Source organism: Kitasatospora sp. MAP5-34, from assembly GCF_029894335.1.
Lineage (GTDB): Bacteria > Actinomycetota > Actinomycetes > Streptomycetales > Streptomycetaceae > Kitasatospora.
Genome location: NZ_JARXZC010000003.1, coordinates 280203 through 297769, shown reverse-complemented (window position 1 = coordinate 297769; position 17567 = coordinate 280203). Strand labels below are relative to the sequence as shown.

The following is a 17567-nucleotide window of genomic DNA, read 5'->3' as shown; positions in this document are numbered from 1 at the left end:
GCCGGCCCGTTCCGGTCGCTTCCGGCCCGTGGGCACCGAAGCGTCCGGGGGAGGTCAGTAGTACGTGCGCATCAGCTCGTCGGCCCAGGCGGGTTGGGCGTGCGGGCCGCGTGGCGCGAACTCGGTCAGATACGGCTTGATGTCCAGGACGGGAGTCCCGTCCACCGCGTCGAGCCCCAGCACGTGCACGTCGAGCCCGTCCACCTTGACCAGTTGGCAGCGGGAGACGCCGATGCGGTTGGGGCGGTTCTTCCCCCGCTGGGCGAAGATGCCGACCAGCGGCCAGTCGGTGTTCCCGCGTGGGTGCCGGGCGCCCTGCTCGATCTTCTCCGGGGGCACCCGGTGGAAGTGGAAGACGACCTCGAGGTGGGAGAAGGTGTCCAGGGCGAGCAGTGCCTCGGGAGTGAACCGGGCGGCGTCGAGGCGGATGACCGAGGGCACGTCCCCCCAGTCGTCGTCGATCAGCTCCGATCGGCCGCCCAGCACCCGGCCGATCGGAATGATCCCCTCAACTGCGCTCTCCGCCACCGTCTCTGTGGTCATGTCTCTTCCTTCTGCTGTTTCGGTGGTTCTGAGCCGGCCGGCCCGGGGTCAGCGGTTCTGGAAGGACGGCGGGCGCTTCTCGGCGAAGGCCGCCATGCCCTCCTTCTGGTCGGCGGTGGCGAAGGCGGCGTGGAAGAGTCGGCGCTCGAAGCGGACGCCCTCGGCGAGGGTGGTCTCGAAGGCCCGGTTCACGCTCTCCTTCATCATCACGGCCGCCGGGGCGGACATCGCGGCGATCGTCTCGGCGGTCGCCAGTGCGTCGGCCAGCAGTTCGGCGGCCGGGACGATCCGGGACACCAGACCGGCTCGCTCGGCCTCGTCGGCGCCCATCATCCGGCCGGTCAGGCAGAGTTCCATCGCCTTGGCCTTGCCGATCGCCCGGGTGAGGCGCTGCGAGCCGCCGATCCCGGGGATGACCCCGAGCTTGATCTCCGGCTGGCCGAACTTCGCGGTGTCGGCCGCCAACAGGACGTCGCAGAGCATAGCCAACTCGCAGCCCCCGCCGAGCGCGTAGCCCGCCACGGCGGCGACCACCGGCTTGCGGAGCCGGCCCAGCTGGTCCCACGGGCCGAGCCAGTCGTCCAGGTAGACGTCGGGGAAGTTGTTCTCCTGCATCTCCTTGATGTCGGCCCCGGCGGCGAACGCCTTCTCCGAGCCGGTGATCAGCAGACAGCCGATCTCGGGGTCGCGGTCGAACGCGGTCGCTGCGGCAACCACCTCGTTCATCAGCTGGTTGTTCAGCGCGTTCAGCGCCTTCGGACGGTTGAGCGTGATCAGCCCGACCCGTCCCTTGCGCTCGACCAGGATCGTCTCGTACTCGGTCATCGCCGTTGCTCCATCCCTGAGGGGCGTCCATCTGCGGGCATCCACTTGACGGTGCCTACGATCGCGGACGATACCGGCAGCGCGCCAGTCTCGACAGGCGAGACGGTCATCACCCGCCGGACGGGCTGCGGTCCGGACCTGACGGTTACGGGGTGTTGGCCGGGAAGAGCTTGCTTGATCGGCTGTGTCCTGCCGAGACTGGGGAACGTGGACGAATCGACCTCCCCCTCCCCTTCCCCCTCAGCCGTACCCGCACCGCGCCCTGCGGCGCTGCACTTCGCCGACCTGGTGCTCGACCCGGGGACGTTCCGCAGCTGGGACACCCCGCCCCGGCATCCGGCCACCGGCCCGTACGCCGACGCCCTGGCCCGCGCCCGGGCCCGCAGCGGGGCGGACGAGGCCGCCCTGACGGGTGAGGCCCGGCTCGCCGGGCACCGGGTCGCGGTGGTGCTGAGCGAGTTCGGCTTCCTGGCCGGCTCGATCGGCACCGCCACCGCCGCCCGGCTGCTGAGCGCCATCGAACGCGCCACCGCCGAACGGCTCCCGCTGTTCGCCTTCCCGGCCTCCGGCGGCACCCGGATGCAGGAGGGCACTCCGGCGTTCGTCCGGATGGTCGCCATCGCCAACGCCGTCACCGCCCACAAGGCCGCCGGGCTGCCGTACCTCGTCCACCTGCGCCACCCCACCACCGGCGGCGTGCTGGCCTCCTGGGCCTCGCTCGGCCAGCTGACCACGGCCGAACCGGAGGCACTGGTCGGGTTCCTCGGCCCGCGCGTGTACGAGGCTCTGTACGGCGAGCCCTTCCCGCCGGGGGTCCAGCGCTCGGAGCACCTCCAGGAGTACGGGACGGTCGACGCCGTGCTGCCGCCGGACCAGCTGCGGCGGCTCCTGGCGGACGCCCTCGATGTCCTCTCGGCCCGCCCGGGGCCGGGCCCGGTTCCGCCGGCCGACTCCGTCCCGCCGGTTGGTGGCCCCATCTGGCAGTCCGTCACCCTCACCCGCTCACCGGACCGCCCCGGACTCGCCGACCTGCTCCGCGCGGCCGACACCGTCGTACCGCTCGCGGGCACCGGCGCGGGCGAGCGCGACGAGGCGCTCCGGCTGGCGCTCGTCCGGTTCGGGGCCACCGGCTGCGTGGTGGTCGGCCACGACCGGGCGGCCGCCGCCGCGTACGGACCGGTCGGCCCCGCCGGACTCCGCACCGCCCGACGCGGCATGCGCCTCGCCGCCGAACTGGGCCTCCCGCTGCTGACCGTCATCGACACCCACGGCGCGCTGCTCAGCCGGGAGGCCGAGGAGGGCGCCCTCGCGGGTGAGATCGCGCGCTGCGTGGCGGAGTTGAGCACCCTGCCGGTACCGGTGGTCAGCCTGCTGCTCGGCGAGGGCACCGGCGGCGCGGCACTCGCCCTGCTCCCGGCCGACCGTACCGTCGCCGCCGAGCACGCCTGGCTCTCCCCCCTCCCGCCCGAGGGCGCCTCGGTGATCCTGCACCGCACCCCCGACCGGGCCCCCGAACTGGCCGAACAGCAACGCATCGGAGCCGCCGAACTCCTCCGCGAGGGCATCGTCGACCGCATCCTCCCGGAGCCCGTAGCAGCATCTGACGATCCCTCAGACTTCGTCCGCCGCACCGTCAGTACCATCGAAGCCGAACTCGCCACCGCCGCAGCCACCCCCTACCCGGCCGCCCGACTGAGCCGCTTCCGCAACCTCGCGCAGCGACAGTGAGTGCGGGGTCGCCTGCTCGAAACGTTCCGGACCCGCTCAGCAGCCCAGTTCGTCCGGGCCGAGCGGTGCGAAGAAGCGGGCCACGTCGGCGTCGCTCACCTCGGGGAGGGTGGCGGGGGACCAGTGGGGGTTGCGGTCCTTGTCGACGACCTGGGCGCGGATTCCCTCGACCAGGTCGGGGGTGGTGAGGGCGGTGCAGGAGACGCGGTACTCCTGGTTCAGGGTCTCGGCGAGGGTGGTGTGCCGGCGGGCCCGACGCAGGGCGGCCAGGGTGACCTTGAGGGCGGTGGGGGACTTGGCCAGGATCTGTTCGGCGGCCTCCTTCGCCTCCGGGACGCCGCTGTCCCGCAGTCGCTCGATGATCTCCTCGACGGTGTCGGCGGCGTAGCAGGTGTCGATCCAGGGGCGCTGCGCGGCGAGTTCGGACTCCGGCGCGGGGGCAGTGGCGGCGTGGACGGCCGCGACGGGGTCGGCGGCGGTGGTCAGCCCGGCGAGGGCGGCGGACGGGACGAAGTGGTCCGCGAAGCCGCAGAGCAGTGCGTCGCCCGCGCTCATCGAGGCGGCGGTGAGGGCGAGGTGGGTGCCCAACTCGCCCGGGGCGTGCGCGAGCAGGTGGCTGCCGCCGACGTCGGGGACCAGGCCGATCCGGGTCTCCGGCATCGCGACGGTCGAGCGTTCGGTGACCACCCGGACGCTGCCGTGCGCGGAGAGGCCGACGCCGCCGCCCATGGTGATCCCGTCCATGACGGCGACGTACGGCTTCGGGTACCGCGAGATCAGGTGGTTGAGCAGGTACTCGTCGCGGAAGAACGCCCGCGAGCCCGCCCCGCCGAGCTTGGCGTCGTCGTGCAGCGCCCGGATGTCCGCCCCGGCGCACAGCCCGCGCTCGCCCGCCCCCGTGAGCACCACGGCCGCCACCGCGTCGTCCGCCGCCCAGGCGTCGAGCGCCTCGCGGACGGCCAGCAGCATCCCGTGGGTGAGCGAGTTGAGCGCCCTGGGCCGGTCGAGGACGATCCGGCCCACCCGCCCGTCGGTGTGCAGCTGTACGTCAATGGTCATCGTGCGACTCCGCATCCCTTGATCTCCCGGACACGGTACTCGACGGCCGTCGGCTCGATCGGTGCTGCCCGGAGAAGATCTCCCGGGCCTCGCGGACCGCGTAGTCGGCCCCGTGCTACTTGACCGAGCCCGCCGTCAGGCCCGAGACGACCTGGCGCTCGATGAAGGCGAAGAGGACGACGACCGGGAGGATGGCGACGACTGATCCGGCGAACAGGTAGTTCCACTGGACGGTGTAGTTGCCGATGAAGTTGTTGATGCCGACGGTCAGCGGCTGGCTGTCGGGCACGGTGGTGAGCCGCAGGCCCATCACGAACTCGTTCCAGGCCGAGATGAAGGTGAAGATCACGGCGGTGACGATGCCCGGCATGGCGAGCGGGATGGTGACGCGCCGCAGGGCGCCGAGCCGGCCCAGCCCGTCGATCTGCGCGGCCTCCTCCAACTCGACCGGGATGGAGGAGATGTAGGCGGTGAGGATCCAGATCGCGAAGGCCAGGTTGAAGGCCGCGTTGCAGACGATCAGCGTCCAGACCGAGTTGAGCATGTGGAGCTGGTAGAACTCGCGGTAGAGGCCGACCAGCAGTGAGGTCGGCTGGAACATCTGCGTCACCAGGACGAGCAGCAGGAACGCCTTGCGCCCCCGGAACCGCATCCGGGCCGTGTAGTACGCGGCGGGCAGCGCCACCAGCAGGACCAGCACGGTCGCGCCGCCGGCCACCAGCAGGGTGACGCGCAGGTTGGTGCCGAGGGTGGAGTCGCGCCAGACGTTGACGAAGTTGGACCAGGCGAAGTGCGTCGGCAGGTACGTCGCGTCGCGTAGCTCGTTGGCCGGGCGGAGCGCGGTGACGACCATCTCCAGGTAGGGCAGCAGGAAGAGCGCAGCCAGCAGCCAGGCGACTGCCGTGATGACCAGGGTGCGCGGGCTGATGGTCCGTCGGGGACGGGTCAGCGTCTGAGGACGGGTCTGGGTTCGGGCCTGGGACATCAGCTTTCCTCGTTCCAGCGGCTGACCTTGAGGAAGGCCAGGACCATGACCACGATCAGGGCGAAGTTGACGACGGACATCGCGGCGGATTCGCCGATGTCGGTGTTCATCAACTGGAAGGCGAAGACCGTGGTGGTCGCGGTGGCGCTGTCCGGCCCGCCCTGGGTGGTGCCCCAGATGACGGGGAAGGAGTTGAAGACGTTGATCAGGTTGATCACCAGGCCGACCAGCAGCGCGGGGCGCAGCAGCGGCAGAGTGATCAGCCGGTAGGTCTGCCAGGGGCGGGTGCCGTCGACCTTGGCCGCCTCGTACACGTCGCCGGGGACGGTCTGCAGTCCGGCCAGCAGGGTGTACGTGGTGAAGGGGAGTGAGACGAAGACTGCTATCAGGACCATCCACGGTTTGGCGGTGGAGGGGTCGCCGAGCCAGTCCTGCGGGCCGCTGATCAGGCCGAGGTCGGTCATCGCGGTGTTGAGCACGCCGGCCGTCTGGTTGAGCATCCACTTGAAGCCGATGGCGGTCATCAGGACGGACGCCGCCCACGGCGCGATCAGCGCCCAGCGGGTGAGCCGGCGGCCCGGGAACTCCTGGTTGAACAGCTGCGCCAGGGCCAGCGAGAGCACCATGGTGAGGGCGACCACGGCGACGGTCCAGATCACCGTCCAGCCCAGCACGTTGTAGAAGTCGGGCTCGCCGAAGAGCTTGGTGTACTTGTCCAGGCCGGCCGAGCCACGGACGAAGCCGCTGGTGCTGATCCGCAGGAACGAGGTGTGCACCATCTCGTAGACGGGCCACAGCACCACGAGCAGGATCAGGATCACGGCGGGCGCGATCCACGGGAGCGGGCCGAGCCGGGCGAGGCCGGAGCGCCGGGCCCCTGGTGCGCCGGTCGTTGCGCCGGTTTTGAGCGACACGGGTACTGCCTTTCCTAAGGGTGTGCGGGAGGCAGGGGAGTTGCCCCTGCCTCCCGCACGTGTCTCAGAGCCGTTGCGGCCGGGGTTACTTGTCGGCGACGGCGGCTTCGGCCTTCTTCTGCAGGTCGCCCAGCACCTTGGCCGGGTCACCGGAGACGGCGGTGCCGATGCTCTGCTTGATCTGGGCGGATACGGCGTCCCAGCTGGTGTCGCCCAGCGGGTAGAAGGAGGCGTTCGGGAGCAGGGCGAAGAACGGCGCGAGGTCCGTGTGCTTGCCGCTGGAGGTCATGTCGGCCAGGGTGTCCTTGGTGACCGGCATCAGGTTGTAGGTCTCGTCGAACTTCTCCGTGTTCTCCTTGGAGTACGCGAAGTCGAGGAAGGCCTTGATCTGGTCCTTGTGGCCGTTCTTGTTGAAGGCCATCATCCAGTCGGCCACGCCCAGCGTGGACTTGAGCGCACCGCTCTTGCCGGGGATGGGGGCGACGCCGTAGTCGACCTTGCCGTCCTTGGACATCTGGATCAGCGAGGGGTGGCCGTTGAGCATGGCGGCCTTGCCGGCGGCGAAGTCCGCGAAGGCGGTCTTGCGGTCGGTGGTGGCGGGGTTGGCGTACGTCAGGCCGGGGTCGACCAGGTTGGTCTTGAGCCAGCTGAAGGTGTCGATGTTCGCCTGGCTGTTGAGGGTGTACTTGCCCGAGGAGTTGGTGACGCCGCCGCCGTTGCCGAGCTCCCACATCATGCTCTCGCCCTGGGCCTCCTCGGGACCGAGCGGCAGCGCGTACGGGGTGACACCGGGGACCTTGGCCTTGATCAGGGTGGCGTCGGCCTTGACGTCGTCCCAGGTCTGCGGCGGCGCGGCGATCCCGGCCTGGGCGAAGATCGCCTTGTTGTAGAAGAAGGCGCGGGCCGAGGAGACGAACGGGATCCCGTACTGGGTGCCGCTCACCTGGCCGGCCTTGGCGAAGGTGTCGATGACGTTGGCCTGGGTGGCGGGGGAGAGCACGTCGGAGGCGGGGTAGAGCAGGTTGTCGGCGACCTTGTCGGCGTAGCCGCCGGTCTGCAGGACGTCCGGCATGTTGCCGCTCTGGATCATCGTCTTGACCTGCTTGTCGATGTCGTTCCAGTTGATCACCTGGACATCGACCTTGATGGTCGGGTTGGCGGCCTCGAAGCTCTTGACCAGGTCGTTCCAGTACAGCGTGGAGCTGTTGGTCGCCTTGTCGCCGTAGTCGGCGGCGACCAGCTTGAGGGTCACCGGGCCGCTCGCCTTGGAGCCGTCCCCACTGCCGCTGCTCGTGCTGCTGCCGCACGCGGTGAGGGCCAGGACGCCGACGGCACAGAGCGCGGAGAGGTGAAGAACCTTCTTGTTCATCGTTGGAACCGCCTTCGACATGGGGGAGGGGAGGCCGCGACGGCGCCGTCGGCTCGACCGGTAGCGATGTCCGGGCAACAGCGCTTGAGGAGCGAGCAGTTGGGCCGGGGGGTGGGTTTTCCCCGGAATGGTCCCAGAGTGCCCGTACTGCGGATATAGGTCTACACCAGTTATCTAAGTGAGGGAGTTCGTTGCAGCCCGTGCAACCCCAAAACGGTCATGCGGCCCATAACGCCGCTTGGTACGTACCAACTTGGGTCGGACATGGTCGGCTCTCCGCTGCCTGCCCTGCCCGGGCATGCCACCGCCTCCGGTCCCTGTCCGGGGCGGAGGCGGTGGGGGCGGCGCGGGTCCGGTGCTACTCGGTGGCCGCGCACTGGCTCAAAGCCGCTACTGCGGACTGGACTTCGGTCGGCAGGGTCTTCAGATCCGGGCTCTGGTTGCTCTTCGCGCTGTCGGCGAGCTTCTGGTAGACGTCACCGAGCTGCTTCGCGGCGTTCTTGGCGTCCGGGTTCTTGATCTTCTCCGCGTCGGCGGTGAACTGCCTGGACACGTCCTGCAGATCGGCGGCTGCCTTCCCGTGGTCCTTCGCGTCGGCGGTGATCTTCTGGCCCGCATCGGTGATGTGCTTCATGGTGTCCCGGCACGGGCTGCCTCCACCCAGGGTGGAGGGGTGGGTCGTGGACAGACCGGAACCCGCCGACGGGGCGGCTTTCCCGGCAGTGGAATCGGACTTTGCCGACGAACAGCCGACCGCCCCCAGGAGAATGATCGCCGACAGAGCGATTGCGGTCCGGCCGCGGCCTGATATCTGGTGTGTCGCCATCGAGTTGCTCCCCGTTCCTGGTCGTAATTCCGGGGCAGTCGATCATGGCGGAAGCCTGCCGTCAATCCCCCGTTCGGCGGGGTCGGCAGGGGTGTGGTGCCAGTCTTCCGGTGGGGGGAGAAATCTTGTTGCCGGTCGGTAACTTGGTCAGGTAGTTTGCATCTGCTTTAGATCATATCGGGTGTCTTCGTAACGGGGGAAAGACTCCAACGGGTGCACGCGCCGCGGCAGTTGTCCGCGAGCGCGGTTTTGTGCTGCGCGAGCGCTGCCTGCCGGGCCGGAGTTCACGGAAGGCAGGCTGTGTTCATACACAGAGTTGGTCGGATACGGGTTGCTTCGCGTGCGGTCGCTTCGGCGGCTGTCCTCGCGATGACAGCCTCCTTGATCACTACAACAGTGGGGACGGCCCACGCCGCCCCGGTGGTGCGGGCCGACGCGGCCCCGCCGCCAGGCAGTCCACCGGACTTGCCGACCCGTTTGAAGGCGATGGCCGACGCGGCCGACGCCCGCCGCGCCCAGGCCGAGCTGGCCCATGCCATGCACGCCGGCGGCCCGGCGATGAAGGCCGGAGCGGGCGCGCTGCTCACGAGCAGCGACCCCGGTCGCTACCCGGGTGGCCAGCTGTTCTTCGGCTCCGCCTCGGCCGACACGGTCGTCGACTCGAAGGGCAACCGCACCTCCGCCCCAGGGCTCGGCGAGGGCGTCGGCGCCGTCGCGCAGAGTGCCCAGGCCACCATGCCCAACGGTCACCTGCATGTGGGGATGCTGACCAAGGACGGCAAGCTCTACGACAACATCCGCTTCACCAACGGCGACTGGTCCGGCCCCATCCTGATCGACGGCGGCACCCACACGGTGGCGTTCGCCGAGACGGCGCTGCCCAACGGCCAGCTGCACTTCGAACTGCTCAGCGACGACGGCATCGTCAACGAGCACACCTACCTCCCGGGTGACTACCCGGTCTACAACATGACCAGCGGCGCCGCCGGCACCGTGCTGTTCGACTCCCTGCCGGGCAAGGTGACGGGTCTCGCGGCCGCCGGTCTGCCCAACAACGACCTGCACCTGGAGCTGCTGACCGCCGACGGCAAGGTCTGGACCAACGTCCACCACAACAACGGCAACTGGGACGGCGTCACCGCCGCCGACAACGGCGCCACGCCCACCTCGGCGGTCGCGGCCGCCGCGACGGCGGCCGGTGACGTGCGGCTCGACCTGCTCGGCAGTGACCACATCGTCCGCGAGAAGACCCGCCACTCCGACGGCAGTTGGACGGCCGCCTCGGTGGTGGACGGCAGCGGCCACGCCCGTGCCCTCTCGACGGTGAGCGTCCCGAACGCCCAGCCGCACATCGCGACGGTCGGCGACGACGGCACTGTCTCCGACAACGCCCGGCAGGACGACGGCAGTTGGACCGCGTCAGCCGTGGCAGCCCCGCACGCCACCGCACTCTCCGTCGGCGCCGCGTCCACCGGCGAGCTGCAGGTGGACGTGACGGCTGACGACGGCCGCCTCTGGAGCACCGGGCGAGCGGCCTCGGGCGCCTGGAGCGCGCCGTACGTCGTGGACGGCGCGTACGGTCACACCAAGGACCTCGCGCTCACCGGTGTGCCGGGCGGTGACCTGCACATCCTCACCCTCGCCGACGACGGCACCGTCTGGGACCAGATCCGCCGGGCACCCGTCAACAGCTGGAGCAACAGCTTCAGCGGACAGGTCCTGGTGGACGGCTCCCACCACGCCCGCGCTGTCGCGGCCACCTCGGCGCCGAACGGCGACGTACACGTCGTGGTGCTGGGTGACGACAACACCGTGCGCGACATCGTCGGTCACACCAACGGCAGTTGGGACGCCCCGGCGGTCGCCGAGCAGAGCGGCACCGCACGGGCGGTCTCGGCCGTCGGCCTGGCCAACGGCGAGATCCACCTCGGCGTGCTGAAGGCCGACGGCACCGTCCTGGACACCGTCCGCCACGCCGACGGCAGTTGGGCGAGCGCGGCCGTGACGGCCCCGCACGCCAACGCAATCGCCGCCGCCGCCACACCCAACGGCGAGCTGCACCTCATGGTCGTGAGCGACGACGCCAAGGTGTGGGACACCCTCCGGCACACCGACGGCACCTGGACGGCCCCGGCCATCGCCGACGGCGGGCACACCGCCAAGGCCGTCTCGGCCGCCGGAGCCTCCACCAACGAGGTCCACCTCGTGGTGCTCGACACCGCCGGGGCCGCCTGGGACAACGTCCGTCACACCGACGGCAGTTGGACCACCAACACGGCCCAGTTCGGCCTCATCGACGCACGGGTCGGCGATGTCCCGGTGGCCATCGTCGCCAACGGCGACATGCACGTGAACCAGTTCGTCACCCCGCGTATCGACGGTGCGTTCGTCAAGGACTCCGCCGACGCGAAGACCGCTTCCGCCGCCCGCTACGCGCACGACTCGGGTCTTGCGGCGTACGTGGCCTCGTACGTGAGCGCCTCCGGCCCCATGCCGCAGTACGACACCGACGTCACGGACTACATGTCGCTCGCCGGTGTGAACGCCCGGGACGGCTCCCTGACCGCTCCGCCGGTGGTGAAGGCGAGCCAGGCCGGGCTGGACAAGGTTGATGCGATCGTCAAGGAGCTGATCGCCCAGAACGGCGGCCAGGACCCCTTCGGCGCTTACACGATGATGGGCGCTTCGGCCAAGAACGGCTCCGCCGACGACGTGCGGCGCTTCATCCAGTACCACGGAATGCCGACGGTCGCTCCGGTCAAGGGCACCCCGGAGTTCCGGATCGAGGTCGAGGCGCTCAAGGCCCGCTGGGCCAGTGGCGACACCTCGAACCCGCTCGACTGGCAGAACGTCATGGTCGAGGCCGAGGAGACCGCCTCCAGCGAGTGGCTTGCCGAGCAGGCCTCGCAGAGCAAGCCCCGCGCCGACATCCTCAGCGCGGAGGTGCGGGCGCTGACCGCGCTGCAGACCGGCACCGACGCGATGCACCAGGCGCTCGGCTACGGCTGGGCCGCGAGCAGGATCCTCGCGTGGGAGACGGCGAACCCGTCCCAGCCGATGGACCGTGCCACCGCCGACCTGGCGACGATGAAGAACCTGGTCACCGCTCAGGCCGCGATCGCCCACCGGGCCGCGAGCGACGCCAAGGCCGCCGCCGACACGGTGGACCCGGCCGTCGCAGCCTCCAACCAGATCGCCGACGCCGCCGGGCTCCCGCACGGACGCGGGCTCTCCTACGCACAGCAGTCCGGGCAGGTCGCCAAGGCCTCCGCCGCAGCGGCAGCGGCCACGGCCGCCGCGCTCGACACCACGGTGGCCGCGACCGGCGCCACCGCCGCCGACAGCGCCACCCTGCTCGCCAACGCCCAGGCCCAGGCCGCCGCCGCCCGCGCGCAGTACCTGCGCCAGGAGGCCCAGGACAGCGCGGCCCGCGCGGCCGACCTGGCCACCAGCGCCAAGTCCCACGCCGACGCCGCTGCCTCGGCGGCGGCCGACGTCGCCACCGCGAAGGGCCAGGCCGTCCAGGACCAGGCCGACGCCTCGGCGGCGAACGACCGCGCCAGGACGGCCGCGGCCAACGCGGCCACCGAGCGGCAGAACGCCGCCAACGCCAAGGCGGACGCCGACACCCAGCGGGCCAACGCCAAGCAGGCGCTGGCCACCGCACTGGACAAGGCGAAGACGTCCAGCGACAGCCGCACCAAGGCCCAGTCCGCCAACAGCGACGCCGCCAAGAACGCCTCCGCCGCGAAACTGGCCGAGGACCAGGCCGCCGCCGCGCGGAACGCCGCCGCTGTGGCCCAGAACAGGAAGGACGTGGCAGCCGCCAACGCGCAGGCGCTGGCCGCTGCCGCAGCGGCCGCCCAGGGCACCGCCGCTGCGGCCGACGCCCGGACGGCCGCGCAGCAGGCGGCCACTGCAGCCGCCCAGGCCGCGACAGCGTCCGACCAGGCAGCGGCTCAGGCCAAGACCGCCACCGACACGGCGGTCGCCGCGCGGGCGGCTGCCACCACCGCCGCTGCGGCCTCGGCACGGGCCACCGCGTGGGCGGCCGACGCCGACGCCAACGCCCTGCTGACCTGGTCGACCGCGATGGACGCGGAGGCCGCCGCCGCGACCGCGATCACCAAGGCGCAGACGGCGGCACAGCACGCCTCCGACGCGGCGAACAACGCCTCGCAGGCCGGCCAGGCAGCGCTGGCAGCCGACACCAAGGCGGTGGCGGCCTCCCAGCAGGTGGACAACGCCGTCGCGGCGAGCGCCACGGCCGCCGGCCAGGCCTACGCCTCCTCGCAGGCAGCCGGCACCGCCCGGGACGCCGCCGTTGCGGTGACCGCCCCGGCCAACGCGGCGATCTCCCTGGGTGCGCCGTACGCGCAGACCGACTCCTCGGCCGGTCTCGCCGTACTCGCCTCGCAGAGTGCCCAGACGCTCGCACAGCAGCAGACGGCCGTCGCCGACGCCAGCGCGGCGCAGGCCGCCACGCTGGCCGCGCAGGCTGCCGCCCTGGCCGCCCAGGCGACCGGTGACGGCAAGCTCGCGGCCCAAGCCGCCGCCGCTGCGGCGGCCTCCGCCGCGAGTGCGTCCGCCTCCGCCGACGCGGCGCAGAAGTCCTCGGCCGCCGCTGCTCTGGACGCCGCCGCGACCAAGGCCGCTGCCGCGCAGACCGCCGCGATCGACGCCCAGGCGCAGGCCCAGGCGAAGGCCGCGTCCCAGTCCGCAGTGGACGCGAGCACCGACTCCCAGGCTGCGGCTGCCAGCGCGACCGCCGCCTCCGCCGATGCCGCGACCGCCACCGCGACCGCCGCCTCCGCTGACGCCGACGCCAAGACGGCGCGCGGCACGGCGGACCAGGCGGCCGCTACCGCGACGGCGGCGGAGAAGGCCGCCGCCACCGCGAACGACGACTCCGCGAAGGCGGAGCAGTCGGCGGCCGCCGCCGAGGAGCAGCTGCGCAAGGACGAGGCCGCGCTCGCCGCGCAGGTCGCGGCCGCGCAGAAGGCGGCCCAGGCCCGGCACGACTTGGACGCCCGGGCGAAGATCATGGACGCCCAGGCCCAGATCCGCGTTGCCCGGGCGAACCTCGCCTACCTGCTGCACGTCGGCGGGGTCGCCTCCAAGACCCTGGCGGCCACGCGGCTGGCCGGGCCGGGCAAGGCCGACCCGTGGTTCTTCTTCGACCAGGACGTCTGGAGCGCCTGGACCGCCGACGTCGTCGCCGCACGCGATGCCGCGAACGGCAGGTATCAGCGCACCCAGGACCGCCAGAACACGGTCTGGAAGTACTTCACCACCGATTTCGCCCTCACCGAGCCCGTCTACGACACCGCCGTCACCCAGTACCTGGACACGGGCGGCGCCTACCAGCGGGCCGGCCACGCTTCTGGGGCCGGCGTCGCCGCCGAGGTCCCGCAGGCCAGCCAGGCCGCGCTGGACCGGGTCGCGCAGATCCTGAAGGCCAAGATCGCCGCCAGCGGTGACCCGTGGAACCTGTGGTCGCTCATGCTCGCCTCGCCGCAGTCGCGCGGGTCGGCGGACGACGTCCGGCGGTTCATCCAGTACGACGGGTTCCCGACCGTCGCTCCCGTCAAGGGCAGTGCGGAGTTCCGGCTCGAGGTCGAGAGCCTGAAGACCCGTTGGGCCAGTGGTGACCCGACCAACCCGCAGGACCCGAACCAGGTCATGGTCGAGGTCGAGGAGACCGCCTCGGCCGAGTGGGAGGCCGAGTACGCGGGCCAGGCCCAGCAGCGCACCGACATCGCCAACGCCGAGATCAAGGCGCTGACCGCGCTGCAGTCCAGCGCCGAGGCGATGCACGACGCACTGGGCAACGCCTGGGTCGCGAACAACCTGATGCAGGCCCAGGCCAACCCGCACAGCGCCTGGAACACCTTCATCAAGGACTGGCCCACCACCATGGGGGGCAACTTCTCGTCCGATGGCAAGCCGGTGTCGGTCACCGACGACCTCGCCGCCGTCAAGTCGCGGGTCGACGCCCTGTCGGCGACGGCCACCCAGAACGCGGCCGACGCCCAGGCAGCTGACGCCTCGGCCACCGCCGCCGTGGCATCCGCCGGGCAGGCCGCCACCGCGAGTGGTGTCCCGGTGGGTCGCGGTCTCAGCTACGCGACCGAGTCGGCCCAGGTCATCAAGTCTGCCGCAGCCGCCGCCCAGGCGACCTCGCTGGCCATGCAGACGGCCGTCGCGGCGACCAACGCGACCGTGGCGGACAGCGGCGCCCTGCTGGCCAACGCCAGCGCCCAGGCGCACGCCGCCCGCGCCGCCTTCCTGCGCTCCACCGCGCAGGACGACGCGCAGAAGGCGGCGGCCGACGCCGTCGCCGCGCAGGACAAGGCGGACGCGGCAGCGGCGGCAGCAGCCGTCGCGGCCAAGGACAAGGCGACCATCGCCACGCTCCAGGCCAGCTCGAACGACGCTGCGGCGCGTGCCAAGGCCGCTGCGGCGACAGCTGCGACGGAGCGTCAGAACGCTGCCACCGCCAAGGCGACGGCGGAGACCCAGCGCAACGCCGCCGCCACCGCGAACGCTGCGGCTCAGCAGCAGGCGGCAGCAGCGGCGACCAGTGATGCCGCTGCCGCCGGCGACGCCACCAAGGCGGAGAACGACGACAACACGGCGCAGAAGGCCGAGAGCGACGCGGCAGATGCCGAGTCGCGGGCTGACGCGGCTCGTACGGCGATGGACTCGTCCCGGGCCAAGGCCGCTGCCGCCGACGCGGCTGCTGCGGCTGCTGTCGGGACAAGTGCGGCCGACGGCGCGACTGCTGCCGCCAAGCAGGCCCACCTCGATGCCGCCTCGGCGGCAGTGGCGGCCGAGCAGGCCAACACCGACGCCGGTACCGCGAGCGCTGCCGCTGTGGCAGCGCGTGCTGCGGCGACCGTCAGCAGCGGTGCCGCCGCCAAGTCGCTGGCCGCGGCCAGGGTGGCGGAATCGGCGGCGGCCCAGACCCGGGCCAACGCCGCGCAGGGCGATTCCCTGGCGGCCGACGCGATCAACCAGGCCGGGATCGCCGCGCAGAACTCCAACGCGGCCAACGCGCTCGCCAAGCAGGCAGGACAGGATTCGGCCAACGCCAAGGCGGCGGCCGACGGAGCCCAGAAGGAGGCGGACGGCGCCACGGCCGACAGCGCCACGGCTGCCGGTCAGGCGTACGCGGCATCACAGCAGTCCGAGATCGCCCGCGACACCGCGAACGCGGTGACGGCCCCCGCCGACCAGGCGATCCAGCTCGGTATCGCGTTCGCGGCCACCGACGCGACCGCCGGCCTCGCGGTCGCCGTCGCGGACACCTCCAAGACGCTGGCTCAGCAGGAGGCGGTCGTCGCGGACGTCCGCGCCACCGAGGCGGCGGCCTTCGCGGCCGCCGCCCAGGACGCGGCGAACCGGGCCACCGGGGACGCCAAGCTCGCCGCCCAGGCGGCGGCGGACGCGGCGGCCTCGGCCGCCAAGGCCTCCCGCTCGGCCTCCGACGCCCTCCAGTCGGCGGCCCAGGCGGCCTCCGACGCCAAGGACGCGAAGGCCGGCGCGGACCAGCTCCACGTCACCGACGCCCAGGCCCAGTCCGACGCCTGGAACGCGGGACTGTCGGCGGCCGCCGCAGGCAACGATGCGGCAGCCGCCAACGCGGCGGCGACGGCGGGCGAGACGGACGCGGCGGCTGCCCGTACGGCAGCCGGCAACGCCCGGACCTCGGCCAACAACGCGGCCGCTTCCGCGACCTCTGCGCAGAGTTCGGCCGACGCGGCCAACCAGGCCGCGTCCACGGCTCAAGCGGACGCGCAGGAATCCGCGAAGATCGCGGAGGGCGCCGCCCAACTGGACCGGAACCCGCCGACGGCGACGGACAACTCGCCGGACGCCGAGTTTCCTGGGCTGGTCGTCGAGCCCGTGGGCATGAGCGCGGACGCTCATGCCACTGACCAGTGCAAGTGGGACCTGGCTCACCCGACCCACTGCAGCCTGCCGGCCGATGTCCACATCACCGGCACCGCCATGTTGTATCTGGTGACATGCGCGCTGCCCAACGCGCCGGCGGCCCAGTGCATCCAGACCGGCCAGTACCAGAAGGACTCCCTCAGCTCCCTGCCGATCGACGTCACGACGCACAAGGTCTTCGACGTCAACATGTGGGAGCAGGACAAGATTTTCACCAAGCAGCTGGCCTACAGCATGGTCAGCGACTACATCGGATGTGCTCGGCACTTCGCCCAGCACTTCGATGTATCCAGCTCGGACTGCTACTGGGCGATCGGCACCTTCGCCGTTCCGCTCGCTCTCAAGGCGTTTATGAGGGCCGCTCTCGCCGTCCGGGCCGCCATGGTCATCGGCGACATGGTCGGCGTGGAGGCCGGCCTCAACGTTCTGACCCAGACGGCCAAGGCCGCCGTGATCGACGCCGTGACGGTGAACCGGCTGCGGGCGGCCGCCGTGCTGAACGCCATCCGGAAGCTGCCCGAGCAGGCACTCGCCTGTGTGGTGCCACTGCCTGTGCCGCTGCACAGCTTCCGGGCCGGTACTCCCGTGCAGATGGCGGACGGCACAGTCAAGCCGATCGAGGATGTCCGGATCGGTGACCTGGTCGAGAACGCCGAGGGCGGCGGCGCTGTCCAACAGCACCCCGTGGTCCGTACGTTCACCACCTACACCGACACCGATTTCACCGATCTCACCGTGGGCACGCCCGACGGGCCGCGGCAGATCACCGGCACACAGAACCACCCGTACTACGACCTGACCCGTCAGGCGTTCGTCTCCGCCTCCGCGCTCGCCGTCGGCGACCGGCTGCAGAGCATCGGCACGGCACCGGTCGCCGTTCTGGCGGTGCGCAACTACACCTCCTCGATGGCCACCTACGACCTGACCGTCGACGCGGTGCACACGTACTTCGTGCTTGCGGGCGCCACGCCGGTGCTGGTCCATAATGTCGAGGACCCGAACTGCGGTCTCGACCTCGCCAAGCTGGTCATCGATGATGCGCACATCGTCGAGGGTCACACTCCGGAAGGGGCCGCTGCCTCCCAGCAGGCCGTTGACGTCACCAAGACCGAGTTCCTGGCGGGGACCACTCCGGAGAGCCGGGCGGACTTCATCCGGACCGTCCTCGCGAAGGGCAAGCTGGTCTTCGACACCCCGAACCGGGACGGTGAGGCATATGAGTACAAGTTCGACCAGGTGGTCGGGAAGACCCGGAACTCGAACCCGAACATGACGAAGGACCTGTACACCATCCGGGTCTACGTCGACCCCGACACTCTCATGATCCGGAACGCCTTTCCGGTCGAACGTCCGTAGGAGTCT

9 protein-coding genes are annotated in these 17567 nt (G+C 71.3%); 2 read left to right on the top strand and 7 right to left on the bottom strand.

What is annotated here, in order from left to right:
* Window positions 1-54: 54 nt before the first annotated feature.
* Together P3T29_RS04965 and P3T29_RS04960 are read right to left on the bottom strand one after the other, a co-directional pair.
* Window positions 55-543, bottom strand: coding sequence for an SAM-dependent methyltransferase (locus P3T29_RS04965; protein WP_280715028.1), 489 nt, complete (start codon window positions 541-543; stop codon window positions 55-57).
* A 48-nt stretch (window positions 544-591) separates the two neighbouring features.
* Window positions 592-1368, bottom strand: a complete 777-nt coding sequence (locus P3T29_RS04960; protein WP_280715027.1) for an enoyl-CoA hydratase — start codon at window positions 1366-1368, stop codon at window positions 592-594.
* A 207-nt stretch (window positions 1369-1575) separates the two neighbouring features.
* On the opposite strand from P3T29_RS04960, the gene P3T29_RS04955 reads away from it, so the two are divergent.
* Window positions 1576-3096: a carboxyl transferase domain-containing protein gene (locus P3T29_RS04955; protein WP_280715026.1), complete on the top strand. Its 1521-nt coding sequence runs from the start codon at window positions 1576-1578 to the stop codon at window positions 3094-3096.
* A gap of 36 nt (window positions 3097-3132) precedes the next feature.
* Here P3T29_RS04955 and P3T29_RS04950 read toward each other — a convergent pair whose 3' ends face one another.
* From P3T29_RS04950 to P3T29_RS04930, 5 genes are all read right to left on the bottom strand, one after another.
* On the bottom strand, window positions 3133-4155 hold the full coding sequence (locus tag P3T29_RS04950; RefSeq protein WP_280715025.1) for an enoyl-CoA hydratase/isomerase family protein: 1023 nt from the start codon (window positions 4153-4155) through the stop codon (window positions 3133-3135).
* Between the two features lie 115 nt (window positions 4156-4270).
* Window positions 4271-5140: a carbohydrate ABC transporter permease gene (locus P3T29_RS04945; protein ID WP_280715024.1), complete on the bottom strand. Its 870-nt coding sequence runs from the start codon at window positions 5138-5140 to the stop codon at window positions 4271-4273.
* The gene (locus P3T29_RS04940; protein ID WP_280715023.1) at window positions 5140-6054 is read right to left on the bottom strand and encodes a sugar ABC transporter permease; all 915 of its coding nucleotides are present in this window, start codon (window positions 6052-6054) and stop codon (window positions 5140-5142) included. The genes P3T29_RS04945 and P3T29_RS04940 overlap by 1 nt, the downstream gene beginning before the upstream one ends.
* A gap of 85 nt (window positions 6055-6139) precedes the next feature.
* Window positions 6140-7423: an extracellular solute-binding protein gene (locus P3T29_RS04935; protein ID WP_280715022.1), complete on the bottom strand. Its 1284-nt coding sequence runs from the start codon at window positions 7421-7423 to the stop codon at window positions 6140-6142.
* A gap of 358 nt (window positions 7424-7781) precedes the next feature.
* Window positions 7782-8057, bottom strand: coding sequence for a hypothetical protein (locus P3T29_RS04930; RefSeq protein WP_280715021.1), 276 nt, complete (start codon window positions 8055-8057; stop codon window positions 7782-7784).
* A gap of 657 nt (window positions 8058-8714) precedes the next feature.
* Between P3T29_RS04930 and P3T29_RS04925 the strand changes: the two genes are divergently transcribed.
* Complete coding sequence (locus tag P3T29_RS04925; RefSeq protein ID WP_280715020.1) at window positions 8715-17561, top strand: polymorphic toxin-type HINT domain-containing protein; 8847 nt, start codon at window positions 8715-8717, stop codon at window positions 17559-17561.
* The last annotated feature ends 6 nt before the right edge of the window (window positions 17562-17567 follow it).

What these genes read in the sequence shown, in the direction of transcription:
- P3T29_RS04965 (WP_280715028.1), bottom strand. Translation starts at nt 543, where the DNA reads ATGACCACAGAGACGGTGGCGGAGAGCGCAGTTGAGGGGATCATTCCG.
- P3T29_RS04960 (WP_280715027.1), bottom strand. Translation starts at nt 1,368, where the DNA reads ATGACCGAGTACGAGACGATCCTGGTCGAGCGCAAGGGACGGGTCGGG.
- P3T29_RS04950 (WP_280715025.1), bottom strand. Translation starts at nt 4,155, where the DNA reads ATGACCATTGACGTACAGCTGCACACCGACGGGCGGGTGGGCCGGATC.
- P3T29_RS04945 (WP_280715024.1), bottom strand. Translation starts at nt 5,140, where the DNA reads ATGTCCCAGGCCCGAACCCAGACCCGTCCTCAGACGCTGACCCGTCCC.
- P3T29_RS04935 (WP_280715022.1), bottom strand. Translation starts at nt 7,423, where the DNA reads ATGAACAAGAAGGTTCTTCACCTCTCCGCGCTCTGTGCCGTCGGCGTC.
- P3T29_RS04930 (WP_280715021.1), bottom strand. Translation starts at nt 8,057, where the DNA reads ATGAAGCACATCACCGATGCGGGCCAGAAGATCACCGCCGACGCGAAG.